Below are 16,472 nucleotides of genomic sequence, written 5' to 3' on the forward strand. Positions count from 1 at the left end.
AATAAATTTCAAACATTAGAATGATGTATGTTTACACTTGTAAAATTTTTTGTTTATTAGTGTGTTTTTTGAAATTTTATGCGGCGTTAAATTTGAAAGAGATTCATATAAAATACTACTGAAGAATTTTTAGATGATTATGACTGTATATATCTAGCTTATTTTATTGTTGTTTGTTTTTGTTTACTTATTTGCAATTGGTTTGTAAACACTAAGCGCTTTATTGATAGGCCTTGTGGCTCAGCTTTGGAGGAAAGGAGAGAGGTTGAAGCTGTGTATTTAGCTCGAACGTTTATATGTTCCTCGGCACGCGAATTTTTGCACTCACGCATGGTTACTATTTTATAAACAAATATCAACTGTATTATTTTTATATTTTGCTTAATATCTAGCTGTCTTAGCGAGTTACTCAAGGGAAATGAGACTGATGAAGAAGCTAACTTGGTTTTTATTATGTTGCTTTGCAATGAATGCATACAGTAACGATGAAGTAAGTTTAACTCTGGTAGGTCATATTTCACCAGTGTGCGGCTTTACTACTCAAAATAACAACCTTCAGTTTTCTTCAGATGGCCTTGCGAGTACAAAGCTAGTGATTAATTGCAATTCACCTATGCGAGTATCAATGCAATCTGAAAACGGTGGCCTGCGCCATCAGCAAAGTACTCAAATAAATGCTTATAACCTTAATTGGTCAATAGAGGGCGTTTCACGCGACGTTTCTGCAACGGCACTTGAGCTCAAATCTATGTACAATTTTGATGTTGATGAGATTCTATTTAACAGCGTAGCTAAATTACAACTAAAACTAGATGAGCCTTTAATTTATGCCGGAAGTTACCAGGATGTGCTTCGCATAGAAATGACACCATCGGTTGTATCTGGTGGAGTTTGGTAAAACACTAACTATTAAATATAAACAAATATGTCACATGGATAAGGAATATTAAAATGAAAAAGTTAATCGTGTTATCAGCAATCGCAACTCTAACATCTGGCGCAGCATTTGCTGAAAATCTAAATGTAGGTGGTGCAGTGTCATCGGTTTGTGGGGTGAGCAACATTAACACTACACAATTCTTTCAAACATTATCAAATGGTGCAACTAAGAATGTAGGCTTTGATTTGCAGTGTAATGATGTTGATGGTGCAACAATGTCATTAACGACATCTGAAGGGCACTTGCAAAATGCTGATCATGAAGATCGTGGTGTTGGCTATACAGCAAAATTAACGGCAGGGACATTTGATTTTACGCTTTCAGCTGAGAATGGCCAAAACGATCAGTCTGAGTCGCAAAGTCAGCCTGGTTCGCCAACGCTGGCAGCAGGTGGTGTTGCTGGAAATATTTTACTAACTGTAACACAAGCACCCGTTTATGCAGGTACTTACGCAGATACGCTTATGTTGGCAATTACAGCTAACTAATTAGTATATAAAAGGCAGTAGCTACTGCCTTTTAATTTATTAAGAGGGACTTTATATGCGTTATATATTTCTAATTACAGTATTATTAATTTCATATTCTACAGAAGCTTTCCAAGTTAAACCAATGGTCGCAGAGCTTGAATCATCAGGTAGCCAGTCACAGCAAACCATTCGCATATCAAACCCTTCCGATAGTCCTTTAACTATTGAGATATCTGCTTTCGATTTGTTAATAGATCCCAACGGTGATGAAACATTAAACGCGAACGAAGATGATTTTTTAATTATCCCTATGACTACGATTATTCCGTCCGGAAAAAGTCAATCGGTAATTGTTCGATATATTGGGGAACCAATATTAGAAAATTCGAAAGCGTACCGTGTAGCCATTGATCAGGTATCTGTTGATTTAGAGAAAGCGGGGCAATCAGGCGTTGGTATGTCAGTTAGCTTTAGAACTTTGTTTAATGTGGTGCCTAAAGGTGCTGAGGCAAAATTATTAATTAAAAATAAACACCAAGTAGATACAGAAACATGGAATGTGCTTCTGGAAAATACAGGTAATAAATATATTCGCTTATCGCAGGCACAGTGGCTTATTAAAGGCGATGATCAAGAGCTATTATTAGAAGGGGCTGAATTGAGTAAAGTATTGACTGGAAAAATTTTATTACCAAAATCTAGCCGTGAGGTTTCAATAAAAATCCCAGCAAGATTTAATGCAGCAAGCAGTGAGCTAGAGGTCAATTTTTAATGCTGCGGATATGCAGTTACTTTTTTATATATATAATTGTAATTGCACCTGTTTTTGCTGTAGAAGTAACGCCTATGGTGGTTACTTTCTCTCCTGATAGTCGTTCGAGTAACGCTTCTAGCTTGGTTCATAATCAATTACCAAGAGACATTGCTTTTGATATCCAAATTTACGAAATTGACTTTTCTCAAGGCACGCCTAAATTAATTTCTTTAGATGACTCTCCATTGTGGGTTTTTCCTCCATCGCTATTTTTGCAACCAGGGCAAAGCCAGCAGTTGCAATTTAGATGGTTAGATAAAAAACTTCCTAGTACAGATAAAAGCTATCAAGTTAGTTTGATTGAGCAGCCCATTGCAAACCAGTCTATAAATAAGCATTCACAACTTACGATGCTTTTAAACGTAAATTTAATTGTTCATTTGGATCAACTTAGATTAGTTCCTAAACTGACTATAAAAGAACCTCATGTTGAGGATGGCTTTATTGTCACTGAAGTATTAAATGAAGGAAAAGGGGCAGGACGATTAAGTGATTATGAAATAAAAATCACTAAAAATAAAACCCTGAGCGATCGAATTTTAAAAGATCAATTAAAAGCAAACGGATACGATGTTTTTTTTGCTCCTAATAGCACCAGTGTCATAAAAATTCCTATGCCACAATCTTTACAGGAAGGAAGTTTAAATCATTTACGTTTAGTGCTGGCTCGCTAGTTATGCGAGTTTTATTATGCATATTTTTATTGAGCTTTACTCAATTATGTTATTCAAAAATTAACCCGTCTAAAAGAACCATCGAACTCAGCGTTGAAGCAGAATTGAATAAAAATTCTATTGGTAAATTAACTCTTGCAGTTGACCCAAATGATAATTTATCACTTAAATGGAGTGAAATTAAAGTTTCATTCGAACGACTTTTATTTTCAGAAGATTTTGATTCTTTAGAGTTTAAAGTTAATAAGAATGTTATTGATACAAAAGCATTAGAGTCATTTGGATATAATATTTCATTCGATATGAGTGATTTTAGCTTAGAAATATCAGTACCTCTTACACTGACTCGCCCTCAACAGCTAAGTTTAAAATCTGATTCAAGGAATTTAACAGCATCGGAACCCGCTAAGCTAAGTGGATTTGTTAATGCTTATTCAAGTTATTTTTATCAGCAAGATAAAGGCGAGGACAAAATAGATGAGCTCTTAGCTATTCGCTCTGAAATGGTAGTGAGCTGGGAAGGGTGGGTTTTAGAAAACGAAGTGGAGTATTTATCTGAAGTAACTCCTACTTCATCAAATATTAGGCGCTTAGGTACTCGTATAATACATGACCTACCACTTAGTGGGTTACGTATATCAGTCGGTGATAATTATAGTTCAGGTAGTTATTTTCAATCAACAGCACGGGTACTAGGTTTGTCGCTTTCACATGATTTTTCGCTAGTTTCTGACAGACCTATCAGACCCAGTGCTTCTCGTAGCTTTACCTTAGAGAGTCCATCTTCTGTAGAGGTGTTAGTTGGCGAGCGGATAGTACAAAAACTTAATTTAGCCGCAGGTATATATTCTCTTGATGATATTCCCCTTAATGAAGGAAGCAATAATATTACTTTGAGGATCACTGATATAGCAGGAGTTGTGCGTTTTGTTGATTTTGACGTAACGACAGGTTTAGATCTTTTTGCTCAAGGGCAACTTGAATATGAGTTTCATTTAGGCGTTCCTTCACGCTTAGGTAGTGAGCTAGATTATGATTACGACGAGCCACTAGCCAGCTTTTATCTTGATTATGGCATTACACCTAGCTGGACAGCGGGTGCGGCAGTACAGGGTGATGAGTATTCTCAGCAGGTTGGTTTTAAAAATATTTATGCAGCTAAAATTGGACAGATTGCGTTTGAAAATGCGATAAGTTTCAATGAAAAAACAGGCCATGCTTATCGCATTGTTTATAGTAACTATAGAAATCATAGTGATAATAACACTGACATTACGGTGGGTTATGAATACTCATCAAGATATTTTACAGGCCTTGGTTATCGGCCTGATTCTCAATCTAGTTCTCGCTTAAGGGAGCATTATATTCAGGCTAATTATAGTTTTTTTTGGGGCGATAATACGCAAACATCTTTTTTTACAAGCTTATCAAGGTCATATGATGAAGCTCAATTTGATAAATCAATTGGGGTTAGTCTTTCTGGTGAGATCGATAATAGCCAATGGAGATATAGTTTAGGTGGGCAGTGGGAGGGTCTCGCTGAAGAAAGTCAATGGGATGTAAGGTTGTCTGTCACTTATAAGTTTTCTAATACTCGACGGGCTAAATTATCTCATCAATCTAGGCGTGACAAAACACGTTTAGAATTCTCTCAAGATAGTAATCAGCGCTATGTAGGAGCTTTGAACATAAGAGCTGGGCTTGAAAAAAATGATCAAAATGAAGCTGTTTTTGATTTAAATACTCAATATAACGCGAATCGTTTTGTTATGAACTTTGATCATGGGAGTTTTTACGAGCAATTTAATGAGGACTCAGCTTACCATCAGAGCCGATTAAGTTTGGCATCAAGTATAGCATTTGCAGATAAGAGTTGGGCTGTTGGGAAACCCATATACGATAGCTTCGCTTTAGTAAAACCTCACTCTAGCCTTAAAGGAAAAAAAGTTATATTGGGGCAATATGAAGATGAATATAGGGCAGATAATGAAGACTTCGAGACTATTTTATTGAACGATATAAGTTCATACGCCTCAACCAACGTTGCAGTCGATATTGATAACTTAGCGCCAGGGTATGATATAGGTTCTGGTATTATTACTCTTTATTCACCTTATCGAACGGGTCATGCAATTACAATAGGGACTGCCGCTAACATATCAGTCATTGCAACGCTGTACGACCAACAAAAAAAGCCACTATCTTTACAGGTTGGAACGGCTATTTGTTTAGATAATAGTAGTAAGAAAGAGCATACATTTTTTACGAATAAAAAAGGACGATTTGCATTAACAGGTTTAACCGCCTGTAATTATGAAATTACACTTAAGAATGCAGAAAAGTCACATTTTACGATTGAAGTATCTGAAGGTGAACAATTACAGCGCAAAGGAGCTATTTATGTACAATAAAAAAGTAAGTTTATTATTGGGTGGTTTAGCACTATTTATTTTTACGCCTTTAATTCATGCGCAATGTGCTGCTAGGTTCGATAAGGTTGAACATATTTATGATGATTTTGAAAGCTACCATGCCTTACAGCAAGTAGACTCTAAGAAAGAGCTACGTATAAGCGTTATTAATGATGAGAGTTGTCAATTACAGCTCTTGATTACAAGTGAGAACCAAGCTCAGTTAAAAGGGCAATTTCAAAGTGTTCCGTACCAAATGCAAAGTATACAGAGTCAGTTAGTTAGCACATCAACTTTAAAGTTGAGCTTTACTAATTCTTCGACGATATTGTCATTACTAATACCATCAGGAACGCCGATTAAAGCTGGTGTCTATACAGATAGACTCCAAATGAAATTATACGATCAGGGGAGCAAGTTGTTAGATGAACGAGAATATAGCATTCAAGAAAATATTATACCTAGAACAAGTCTTTCTGTACTTGGGTATAATACATTTTCAAATACTATTAATTTGGGAGAGCTAATACCGGGTAAGGAATACACTATGTTACCTAGTTTACAAGTTGTTACTAATTCAGATATTCAATTATCTGTAAGTTCAGATAATAATGGTAAATTAATACACAGTCTCTATAGAGATAAATATGCAATTAATTACAGTCTAGATCTGGCAGGAAGTTGGCTTGAACTAAATAACGTATCACAACATAAATTCTCATATTCAGGGCAAACCGTTTACTTATTACCTTTAAAAATTCAGCTAAATGATTTTGAAAGGCAAGCTGCCGGTGAATATTCTGACATAATAAGGTTTCAAATAAGCCCACTTAACTATTAATTCTATTTAAGTTTTTTTGACACCAAAGTAATGCTTGTTGCTTATTTTTCACAGCAATTTTTTGGTAAACCTTGTGTAGGTGAACGCGAACAGTAGCTTCACTTATAAATAAAGTGTCGGCAATTGCACTTGAATGTAAGCCAGAAAATAATAAGTTTAATACTTTCATTTCTTTGCAGGTTAAGTTGTTTGATTGCAGCGTAGTTTGTTGTTCACTCGCTAGCATTTGCCTCATCCAATCATCGGTTACTGCACGAGGGAACCATAACTTTCCTTGTTCAATGGCTTCTAATCCTTGTTGAAGTAGTACTTCGTCAGTGCCTTCGTAAAACAATCCTTTTAAATTTGGCCACTCTTTTAATGCTAGTACATCGCAGTCTTTTGGGACATCAAAAATTACCAGTCCTTGGTGACCATTTTTTAGCATGAATTGATTAATAAGTTCATAATTGGTAATGACGTTTAAAGCTTGATAATTAACAAGTAAAACGTTGAAGTCAGCTGCAACACAAAAAAGTGAAGTGTAATTTGGATTTGTGAAGCATTTGAGGCTTTTATCAGCTGTGTTTTCAATATTCATAATATTCTATCCATAGACTACATTTTAGTACTATATTCTTATTTTTAGTTAATTTCAATGATAGGAGAATGTGTTGTAGCTCTTTTTTTATACACTAAAGTACATGTGTAAAGTACGTTTTATGTGCTTTTTAAAATTGTATTTATGCGGTTTTTTGTTTTAAAACAGCTTTTTAGTGAGGTTGATATTAATGTTCTTTATTTATGATAATCCACCTAAAGCTAACAATGTCTAAATTGCTTTTATTCTTTATACATTTATTCAAATAATTTATACATTTCTTCACAATTCTGTCATATAATACCCATCCAGAGGAAAGATGCATTACGCATCTTTTTTTATGCCTGAAATTTATACTCTTAAGTATAAATGCATAACTAAATCACACGGTATCCTTTGGAGAATATTTTGAAATTACGTAACCTCTCACAGCTAAGTCTAGCAATTTTTGCTGCACTCACTACCTCTGTAAACGCCGAAGAAACTAAAAAAACAGCTAAACAAGACGCATTTGAAAAGATAGAAGTCACAGCTCGTAAACGTACAGAGAGCCTGTTTGAATCTCCAACCGCTATCACTTCAATTGGCGCTAACCTAATTGATAAAGCCAATATGAGTAACCTAGAAGATATTGGTAAATATGTTCCAAATTTAAATATTACCCGCTATGGCGTGGGCAATTCTGCGCATGCGTCTGTATTTATCCGCGGTATAGGTTTGCAAGATCACATAATAACTACCGATCCGGGTGTGGGTGTGTATCTTGATGGTGTGTACTTAGGTCGTCAAATGGGTTCTAACTTATCATTACCTAATGTTGAGCGTGTTGAAGTGCTTCGTGGCCCACAAGGTACTTTATATGGCCGTAATACATTAGGTGGCGCTGTAAATGTAATTACAAAGCAACCTGGTGATGAAGGTATTGTTACTACTACAGCTAAGCTGGGGAGTCGTGGACGTATTGCTGGCGATGTTTATTTTAATAACTCACTGACAGATGATGTAAGTATGTCTGCAAGTGCATCTTACAAAACACGTGATGGTGTGGGCGAAGCTGTTAATTTAGCAAACCCAGAAAAAGAAATTGGTGAAGAAGAGGAGTTTAGCGGCCGTGTTGCACTTAAATGGCAAGCAAATACCGACTTAGCATTCATTTTTTCTTTAGATGGGGTTGATAACGAGTCAGGCCAATCGCCTTATACAATTGAATTGACAGACCCACTAGACTCAAATGATGTTAATAATGGCGACTTCCCATTATTGACTCAAGATTTAATTCCATCAGACCCTGATGATTTAGGCACAACTGTTGCGGGTATTGAATCTACCTCTTACTCAGGTTGGGGCACATCGTTTTCAGCCGATTGGGCAATTAACGATACTTATACCACTAAGTTTATCTCAAGCTACCGTACATCTGAGTATGAAGGTGGCCTAGATGATGATGCATCACCTTTAAACTTGTCTGAGTTTCCAGAGGAGGGCGGTGCTGATCAGTACTCATTTGAAGTTCAGCTAAATGCAACATTCGATAATATGGACTTTGTATCTGGTCTTTACTTTTTTAATGAAGATGGCTTTACACGTTCAGGCCCGTTCGTATTTAGCCCATTTAATACACCTAATGGCTTGTTGAATGATGGTGTAACAGAATCATTTGGCGGTTACGGCGAATTTGAAATTAACCAAGAAACTAATTCGTATGCAGCATATATTAATGCTAGCTACGATTTAACTGACGATTTAACGGTAGGTGGTGGCCTTCGTTATTCAAAAGATGAAAAAGATGCAAATGCTATATTCCCATCATTTCCAACTCGTAAATATGTAAGTGCAGATTTTGATGCGGTTACGTGGGATGTAAATGCATCTTATCAGCTTAGCAATAATATGAATGTTTATGGCCAGATTCAAAAAGGCTATCAAACAGGTGGTTTTCCACCGCGTCCATTTGGTGGACCAGATCAATTTGTATCGTTTGACGAAACAAAAGCGATTAACTACGAAATGGGCTTAAAAGGCCAAGTACACGAAAATGTATCTATGATGCTTGCGGTATTTGTGACTGATTACACCGATTTAGCATTGCCGTTTTCAGATCCAACAGCGGGTGGTGGCTTTGTAACAATTGTAGAAAATGCAGGTCAATCTAAAGCGCAAGGTATTGAGCTTGAAACAACCGTTGCTATTACTGATGACTTTACTATTCGTAGTGCAGTTGGTTATTTAGATTCTGAAATAACAGAAGTGGCTGAGGGCGTACAAGGCATAGGTAAAGGCGATTCACCAGCACTGACGCCACGCTGGACTGTCATGGTTGCACCTTCTTACTTTATGGATTTAGAGAGTGGCGCAACACTTGCGTTTAATGCTAATTATTCGTATCGCAGTGAAATGCAAGGTCAATCAGTTTACAACCAAAGTGAGACCATTGATTCTCGTGAACTAGTTGGTTTTAATATTTCGTACACTAATCCATATGGCGATATGGAAGTTACACTGTATGGTGAAAACGTTCTAAACGAAGTTTACGATGTTGGTCGCCTACAACAATCAGGTTTTGTTGGTGTAATGCGCAGTAATGACCGCAGTGAATTTGGTTTGAAATTCAAAAAAGATTTTGAGCTATAAACTAAAATCAACTAAATAAAATTCAATGTAATTGAAGTTTATTTTTCATAACAAAGGCCGAATCATGCTGTGATTCGGCCTTTATATATTCAATAGTAAAATTATTATCCACATAATTTAAATCCCTAATTTAAATTGCTGATTTAAAACAATCAACATAACCATTTTTAAGTATTTGTATCAGCTAAAATACGCCTTTTTAGTTTGTGTAAAGGCTTGGTTGTTCGTTACAATGGCGCCACTTAATTGCCAAACGGACTCAGTGATGAAAATTCTTGCCGATCAAAATATGCCTTTAGTTGAGCAGTACTTTGCAGACTTTGGTGAGGTCGAGCGTTTTGATGGTCGTAAATTAACGCCTGAACAATTAATAAATGTAGATGTACTCCTTACTCGTTCAGTGACTAATGTTAATCATGAACTATTGGCACAAGCTAACAAGCTGAGCTTTGTGGGGACTGCCACAATTGGCATTGACCATATTGATACGCAATTACTGCATGATAGAAATATTGCTTTTACCAGTGCTCCTGGTTGTAATGCCGTTGCTGTAGCTGAATATGTAATTAGTAGTTTATTTGCATTAAGCCAAGAAAATGCGCGCCCATTGTGTGGTCAAACAATTGGTATTGTAGGAATGGGTAACATTGGCACGTGTTTGTCGCAAAAATTAAAAGCATTAAATGTCGACGTACTGTTATGCGATCCAATTAAGCACGAACAGGGCTTACTACAAGAGCATGTAGCGCTTGATGAGTTATTAGCGCAATCAGATGTTGTTACTTTTCATGTTCCACTTATTAAAAGTGGCGAGCACAAAACGCTGCACATGATGAATAAAGAGCGATTACAAGCACTTAAGCCAGGACTCACGCTAATTAATGCAAGCCGAGGCGACGTAATTGATAATCAAGCATTGCTTGAGGTAATGGAAGCTGGGGCTGATTTAGATATAGTACTTGATGTATGGGAAAAAGAGCCCAATATTCTAACTGAATTACTAGAGCATGTGCGTTATGCCAGTGTGCATATCGCAGGGCATACACTTGAGGGGAAAGCACGAGGTACACAAATGTTGTATCAAAAATTGTGTGACCTAAAAGGTGTAGAGGTGAGTAAATCGTTGGATGATTTTTTACCAATACCTGCTATTACAAATGCAACTGTTACGCAAAGCCTAAGCGAGCAAGATATTGCCCGTTTGGTGCATTTAATTTATGACGTACGCCGCGATGACGGAATTTTACTTCGTCATTTAGAAGGTGAGGGCTTTGATAGTTTACGTAAAAACTATCCGGTAAGGCGAGAATTTAGCACCTTATTCCTACAAGGTGATAGCCCACAACTAGCAGCACTTAGCCAACTTGGCTTTAGCATAGCTAAATAATTATTTAACTAACGATGTTGTTTTAATGTCGTTTATAGAGGAAGAAATATGTCGCAAAAATATAACGTTGCCGTACTTGGCGCTACTGGTTTAGTAGGCCGTCAAATCATTGAAACGCTAGCAGATCGTAAGTTTCCTGTAGATCAGCTTTTTTTACTTGCGAGCAGCCGCAGCGCAGGTGAAGACATAAAGTTTCGTGGTGAGACCATTGAAGTACTTGACGTTGAAGGCTTTGATTTTAGCCAAGCGCATATAGGTTTGTTTTCTGCTGGTGGTAGTGTATCTGAAAAATATGCTCCTATTGCTGCTGATGCCGGCTGTATTGTAATCGATAATACATCGCACTTTAGAAATGATTTTGAAATCCCACTAGTGGTTCCAGAAGTTAATGCTTCAAGCCTAGCTGATTTTAGGAATCGTAATATTATTGCTAACCCTAACTGTTCAACTATTCAGATGATGCTAGCACTTAAACCAATTTATGATGCTTACGGAATAGACCGTATCAACGTATCTACTTACCAAGCTGTATCGGGCGCAGGTAAAGAAGCGGTTGATGAACTTGCAAAGCAGACAGCTAATTTGATGAATGCACGCCCTATGGATAATAAAGTATTTCCAAAGCAAATTGCATTTAACGTTATTCCTCAAATTGATAGCTTTGAAGATAATGGCTATACACGCGAAGAAATGAAAATGGTAAACGAAACTCATAAAATTTTAGGTGATACCACCATTGCAGTAAATCCTACATGTGTACGTGTCCCCGTATTTTTTGGTCATTCAGAATCAATTAATATTGAAACGCGCATGCCTTATGACTTTGAACACGTCAAGCAACTTTTAAAAGATGCGCCTGGTGTTGAGCTAATTGATGATGAAGGTGATTACCCTACCGCAGTGTCTGATGCAAGTGGTAACGATACTGTATATATAGGGCGTTTACGTGCTGACATTTCTCATCCACATGGGTTAAATATGTGGGTTGTAAGTGATAATACTCGTAAAGGTGCTGCAACCAACAGCATTCAAATTGCAGAAGAGCTCATTGCTAACTACATGTAATAGTTAATAGCGCTGAACACATTTTAGAAGCGGTAAACATTATTTGTTTGCCGCTTTTTGTTTATAGAGCTTGTCAATTTTTTGCCGTTTAATTTTAAAAGTATAAAAACTGATTGATAACACTCAATAAATTAATATTAGTAAAGATGTTTTAAGGCATTTATTTTCAAGGTGTTGCGATGGATATTAAGCCTTAACTGGTTTATAGTTTATAATTGGAATAGAGCTTGCAATAAAAACAGATTGTAATAATAAATGCGAGTCAGTCATTTGGCTGATAGCAGCAATAATAAACACTATTTACGCACTTAAGTTTTGGGTGCATTGTTAATATTTAAATACTAAAGGATCAGCATGCGCGGTTTAGTTACACTTATTATATTAGCGTCTGCATTGATAGTAACGCCAGTTTACTCTCAAGACAGTACCCAATTAAAGGGACCTAAAGGCGTTGACTATGGTGCGCAAGGGCGATCTATTGGGCCAATTAAACCAACTGATACACTTTGGCGTATAGCGGCTAAAGTGCGCCCAGATAACTCCGTTAGCATTTATCAAGTTATGCAGGCTTTGTATAACAAAAATCCCGGCTCATTCTTAGAACAAAACATTAACCATATTCAAAATGGTGCCTATTTAAAAATCCCTACCCTAGCCGAAATAAAAGGTGTAAATACGCAGCTAGCAAAGCAACGTTCTGAGCAAGATGATGCATTATGGGAAAAGAAAAAAAATGGCACGCTTGCGCAAAGCGAAATTACCTCAGCACAAACAAAAGTAACTCAAGCACGTAAAGTCGACGTAGATGATGCTAAAAAAGAGATACAGAAAGAATTAAATGAAATAAAAGCAGAGCAAGGTACTAAGCTGGTTGAGTTACAACAACAATTTAAAAATTCTGTAAGTAGTGTTGAAGAAATTTTAGTCGAAAATAATAATCTTAAAAAACAATTATCAGGAATTTCAAAAGATCTCGAAAACTTACGTTTACAGTTAGGACAAGATAGTGAAATTCAAAATCAGTTAAAAGAACTCATTGCTAAACAAAACGAGATTATTGCTCAGCAAAAAAAACAAGAGATAATACCAAAAGAGTCGTTTGATTTAAGCTCATTATTTTCAAATCCCATAGCGCTAGGTTTATTAATGTTTATTCCTGGACTACTGATTATTTTCGCAATTATTATGTTTTTACGCAAACGAGCAAGTAATCAAGAAAAGCCTCAAAACGATGATGAATTTTCGCCGCAAACCCCAACTTACACTGGAGATGACGATTTAGATTCAAGCTTAAATGATGATCCAATTGTGCCCGATCCCTTAGATGACTTGAGTGTTCAACTTGATGATAGTCTCGAAAATGATATTTTGCCTGATGATGATTTAAACGATGATTTTTCTGATGGTGAAAATTTACTCGATCAGGATGAGCTTGAAAGCCTGCTAAGTGATGACATTGTTTTTGATGATGAAAATTCCGATGACAATGATGAGCTCGATATTTTTATGCAGCAAGGGTTTGATCAACCTTCAGATGAAAACGCTGAAGATATAGATTTAGATTTATCTGATGACTCAATAAACAATGATGAAATTCTAACTAATGACGATTTAGATAGCTTGTTTGATGAAGACGATAGTCTACCTGAGTTTGATGCACCGCAAACAAGCGAAGCTTTAGAGGATGATAGCTTAGAGTCTCATGATGAAATGGCGGCTTTAAGTGAGGAGCTTGCAGATGATGATAATTTTGATATAGATGAATTATTAGATCAAACATCAACAGAATTAGATACCTCAAATAACACTTCAGCTGGACTTGATACAAGCGACGACTTTGATTTAGACGATATAGATAGCTTAATTGATGAAGCAAATGACCTAAAAAGTGATGTGGTAGATAACTCAATTGATGCAGAGTTACTCGACAAAGATGAACTTCTAGAAGAAAGCGACGATTTTGATTTAGATGACATAGATAGCTTAATTGATGAAGCAGCGGTTGACACTGCAGATGATTCATTAGCTGAGGAAAGCGACGACTTTGATTTAGACGACATAGATAGCTTAATTGATGAGGCAGCGGTTGATACTGCAGATGATTCATTAGTTGAGGAAAGTGACGACTTTGATTTAGACGACATAGATAGCTTAATTGATGAAGCAGCGGTTGATACTGCAGATGATTCATTAGTTGAGGAAAGCGACGACTTTGATTTAGACGACATAGATAGCTTAATTGATGAGGCAGCAGTTGATACTGCAAATGATTCATTAGTTGAGGAAAGTGATGACTTTGATTTAGACGACATAGATAACCTAATTGATGAGGCAGCAGTTGATACTGCAAATGATTCATTAGTTGAGGAAAGTAACGACTTTGATTTAGACGACATAGATAGCTTAATTGGTGAGGCAGCGGTTGATACTGCAAGTGACTCTTTAGTTGAGGAAAGTGACGACTTTAATTTAGACGCCATAGATAACCTAATTGATGATGAATTAAAAATTTCAGATGTAAGAGATTCAGAAATTGATAATGCATTGGCAGACTCAGTTGAGGATTTGGCAGATGCTCAAGGAGAATTAAATGTTGATGATATTGAGTCGCTTGCTTCATCATTAAATGAAGAGCCAGAGCTTGAAGAAGAGCCTGAACTTGCAGAAGAGCCAGAGCTTGAAAAAGAGCCAGAGCTTGAAAAAGAGCCAGAGCTTGAAGAAGAGCCGGAGCTTGAAGAAGAGCCGGAGCTTGAAGAAGAGCCTGAACTTGCAGAAGAGCCAGAGCTTGAAGAAGAGCCTGAACTTGAAGAAGAGCCAGAGCTTGAAAAAGAGCCAGAGCTTGAAGAAGAGCCAGAGCTTGAAGAAGAGCCAGAGCTTGAAGAAGAGCCAGAGCTTGAAGAAGAGCCAGAGCTTGAAGAAGAGCCAGAGCTTTACGATGAGCCAGAGCTTGCAGAAGAGCCTAAGCTTGAAGAAGAACCAGAACTTGCACAAGAGCCAGAGCTTGAAGAAGAGCCAGAACTTATAGACGTAACGGTTGATGATTTTTCAGACACATCAGAGTCGCTTCTTGATCCTGAAGATGCACTTGAAGAATATACAGATGATACTTTAAAGAGCGTTGATGAGCTTTTAAATGAGCTACAGCAAACTACAGATGATGACTATTTAGAAACACCTGATTGGTCTTTAGACGAGCTTGATGATGATCTTGAAGAAATAGAAGTAGACCTTGGTGACGATCCGCTAGCGGGCGACGATGATTCAGATCTTACTGAAATTGAAGAGCAGCTTGATAGCGAGCTTGTAACGCCAAGTGAAGAGTTGGATGAATATCCTGAACTCGAATTAGACGACGCTCAACCATTATTAGAAAGTGAGCCCTCGTTTGAGTCGCAAGAACCCAAAGAAGAAGCATTAGATGATGAAAATGCAGTAGCACTTAGTCAAACAGAGAAAGATCTCGCAAATGCGCTTATGGCAGATGGTGATTTAGATAGTTTAGAAGATGATTTTGATGATGAACTATTAATTGATAATGACTTCTCTGAATTAGAAACTGAGATTGAAGATGAGTCGCTTGATGATGATTTACTTAAAAAAATTAATGATGAGGTTGATTCTGTTGAACCACCAAGTATTGAAGATAACATCAAACCTCTTAACCTTGATGAAGTTCAAGAAACATTAGAAAGTGAGTTGCCATTTACCCCTGAAGAATTACAAGGGGATGATTTAGATGGTGAGGCACCGGGAGTCGCTTCCAGCCAGGCTGAACAAGATTTAGCAAACGCACTTATGGCAGATACTGATTTAGATAGTTTAGAAGATGATTTTGATGATGAGATTTTAATTGAAAATGATTTTTCTGAATTAGATGCTGAATTTGACGAAGATAGTTTAGAGCAAGCGCTAACTGATGAGTTATCAGACGAATCGCAAGAGCAAACAAATGCAGAGCGCGAAGCACAGTTAACAAGCTTAGATGAAGTGGGTGGCACTGATATTAGCTCTGACGACGAACTTGATGAAGAGTTTATGTCGAATTTGACGCAAACTGATTTTGATTCATTACTTAGTGAGTTAGCAGAGCCTGAAGAGTTAAGTGTTGATGACAGCAGTGAATTTGATGTTGACTTTGACAGCTTGCTAAAAGAAGACTTAGAGACAGATGATTCATTAACTACAAAAGAGTCACTTGTTGAAAGTAGTGATGTTGAGCAACTTGATAATGATGAATTTGTAGATATTGATTCATTATTAGAAGAAAGTGACGACGCTGAACTTGAACACGAACCTTACACCGACGTTAATATGGATGTCGGTTTGAGTGAGTTTGATGCATTACTTGCAGGTGATAACCCAACGGATGTTGATGCTGAAAGTGGTGGCTACTCAGCTAAACTTGATTTAGCGCGTGCTTATATTGAAATTGATGATTTTGATTCTGCGCTTAAAGTCATTGAGGATGTTATTAACAAAGGTCCTGAAGAAGTTCAAGAGGAAGCACTTAGCTTAAAAGCTAAACTAAAATAATTAAAATGTTTATAAGAACCCGTATCTAGCTTAGCTAAATACGGGTTTTTTTATGTGTATTGGTTTGATTACGACAGGTCTCCTTTTATTGCATCGTTAGATAGCATAAAATGCCTCGTTCATTAG

General features: G+C 36.9%; 11 protein-coding genes. 10 read left to right on the forward strand and 1 reads right to left on the reverse strand.

The features are described 5' to 3' along the window. Positions 1-427: 427 nt before the first annotated feature. The 6 genes from GQR54_RS06975 to GQR54_RS07000 all read left to right on the forward strand — a co-directional run bounded on the left by GQR54_RS06975 (position 428) and on the right by GQR54_RS07000 (position 6,150). Complete coding sequence (locus tag GQR54_RS06975) at positions 428-898, forward strand: hypothetical protein (RefSeq protein WP_166376966.1); 471 nt, start codon at positions 428-430, stop codon at positions 896-898. 53 nt (positions 899-951) lie between these two features. Further along, positions 952-1,428, forward strand: coding sequence for a hypothetical protein (locus GQR54_RS06980; protein ID WP_024597953.1), 477 nt, complete (start codon positions 952-954; stop codon positions 1,426-1,428). Between the two features lie 55 nt (positions 1,429-1,483). After that, positions 1,484-2,182: a molecular chaperone gene (locus tag GQR54_RS06985; RefSeq protein ID WP_166376967.1), complete on the forward strand. Its 699-nt coding sequence runs from the start codon at positions 1,484-1,486 to the stop codon at positions 2,180-2,182. A 74-nt stretch (positions 2,183-2,256) separates the two neighbouring features. After that, on the forward strand, positions 2,257-2,898 hold the full coding sequence (locus GQR54_RS06990) for a hypothetical protein (protein WP_240918903.1): 642 nt from the start codon (positions 2,257-2,259) through the stop codon (positions 2,896-2,898). 2 nt (positions 2,899-2,900) lie between these two features. After that, the gene (locus GQR54_RS06995) at positions 2,901-5,309 is read left to right on the forward strand and encodes a fimbria/pilus outer membrane usher protein (RefSeq protein WP_166376969.1); all 2,409 of its coding nucleotides are present in this window, start codon (positions 2,901-2,903) and stop codon (positions 5,307-5,309) included. Further along, positions 5,299-6,150: a hypothetical protein gene (locus GQR54_RS07000; RefSeq protein ID WP_166376970.1), complete on the forward strand. Its 852-nt coding sequence runs from the start codon at positions 5,299-5,301 to the stop codon at positions 6,148-6,150. Before GQR54_RS06995 ends, GQR54_RS07000 begins: the two co-directional genes overlap by 11 nt. Here the strand turns inward: GQR54_RS07000 and GQR54_RS07005 are convergent. Continuing rightward, positions 6,140-6,730: a LuxR C-terminal-related transcriptional regulator gene (locus GQR54_RS07005; protein WP_010553852.1), complete on the reverse strand. Its 591-nt coding sequence runs from the start codon at positions 6,728-6,730 to the stop codon at positions 6,140-6,142. The genes GQR54_RS07000 and GQR54_RS07005 overlap by 11 nt on opposite strands. Before the next feature lie 408 nt (positions 6,731-7,138). On the opposite strand from GQR54_RS07005, the gene GQR54_RS07010 reads away from it, so the two are divergent. The 4 genes from GQR54_RS07010 (at position 7,139) to GQR54_RS07025 (ending at position 16,346) form a co-directional block, all read left to right on the forward strand. Further along, positions 7,139-9,361: a TonB-dependent receptor gene (locus GQR54_RS07010; RefSeq protein WP_166376971.1), complete on the forward strand. Its 2,223-nt coding sequence runs from the start codon at positions 7,139-7,141 to the stop codon at positions 9,359-9,361. A gap of 265 nt (positions 9,362-9,626) precedes the next feature. Beyond that, entirely contained in the window at positions 9,627-10,748 is a 1,122-nt protein-coding gene (locus GQR54_RS07015) for a 4-phosphoerythronate dehydrogenase (protein ID WP_166376972.1), read from the forward strand. 48 nt (positions 10,749-10,796) lie between these two features. Beyond that, entirely contained in the window at positions 10,797-11,813 is a 1,017-nt protein-coding gene (locus GQR54_RS07020) for an aspartate-semialdehyde dehydrogenase (protein WP_007586655.1), read from the forward strand. 354 nt (positions 11,814-12,167) lie between these two features. Continuing rightward, the gene (locus GQR54_RS07025; protein WP_166376973.1) at positions 12,168-16,346 is read left to right on the forward strand and encodes a FimV/HubP family polar landmark protein; all 4,179 of its coding nucleotides are present in this window, start codon (positions 12,168-12,170) and stop codon (positions 16,344-16,346) included. The last annotated feature ends 126 nt before the right edge of the window (positions 16,347-16,472 follow it).

Source organism: Pseudoalteromonas sp. Z9A4 (assembly GCF_011378845.1).
In the GTDB taxonomy this organism is placed as follows: domain Bacteria; phylum Pseudomonadota; class Gammaproteobacteria; order Enterobacterales; family Alteromonadaceae; genus Pseudoalteromonas; species Pseudoalteromonas arctica.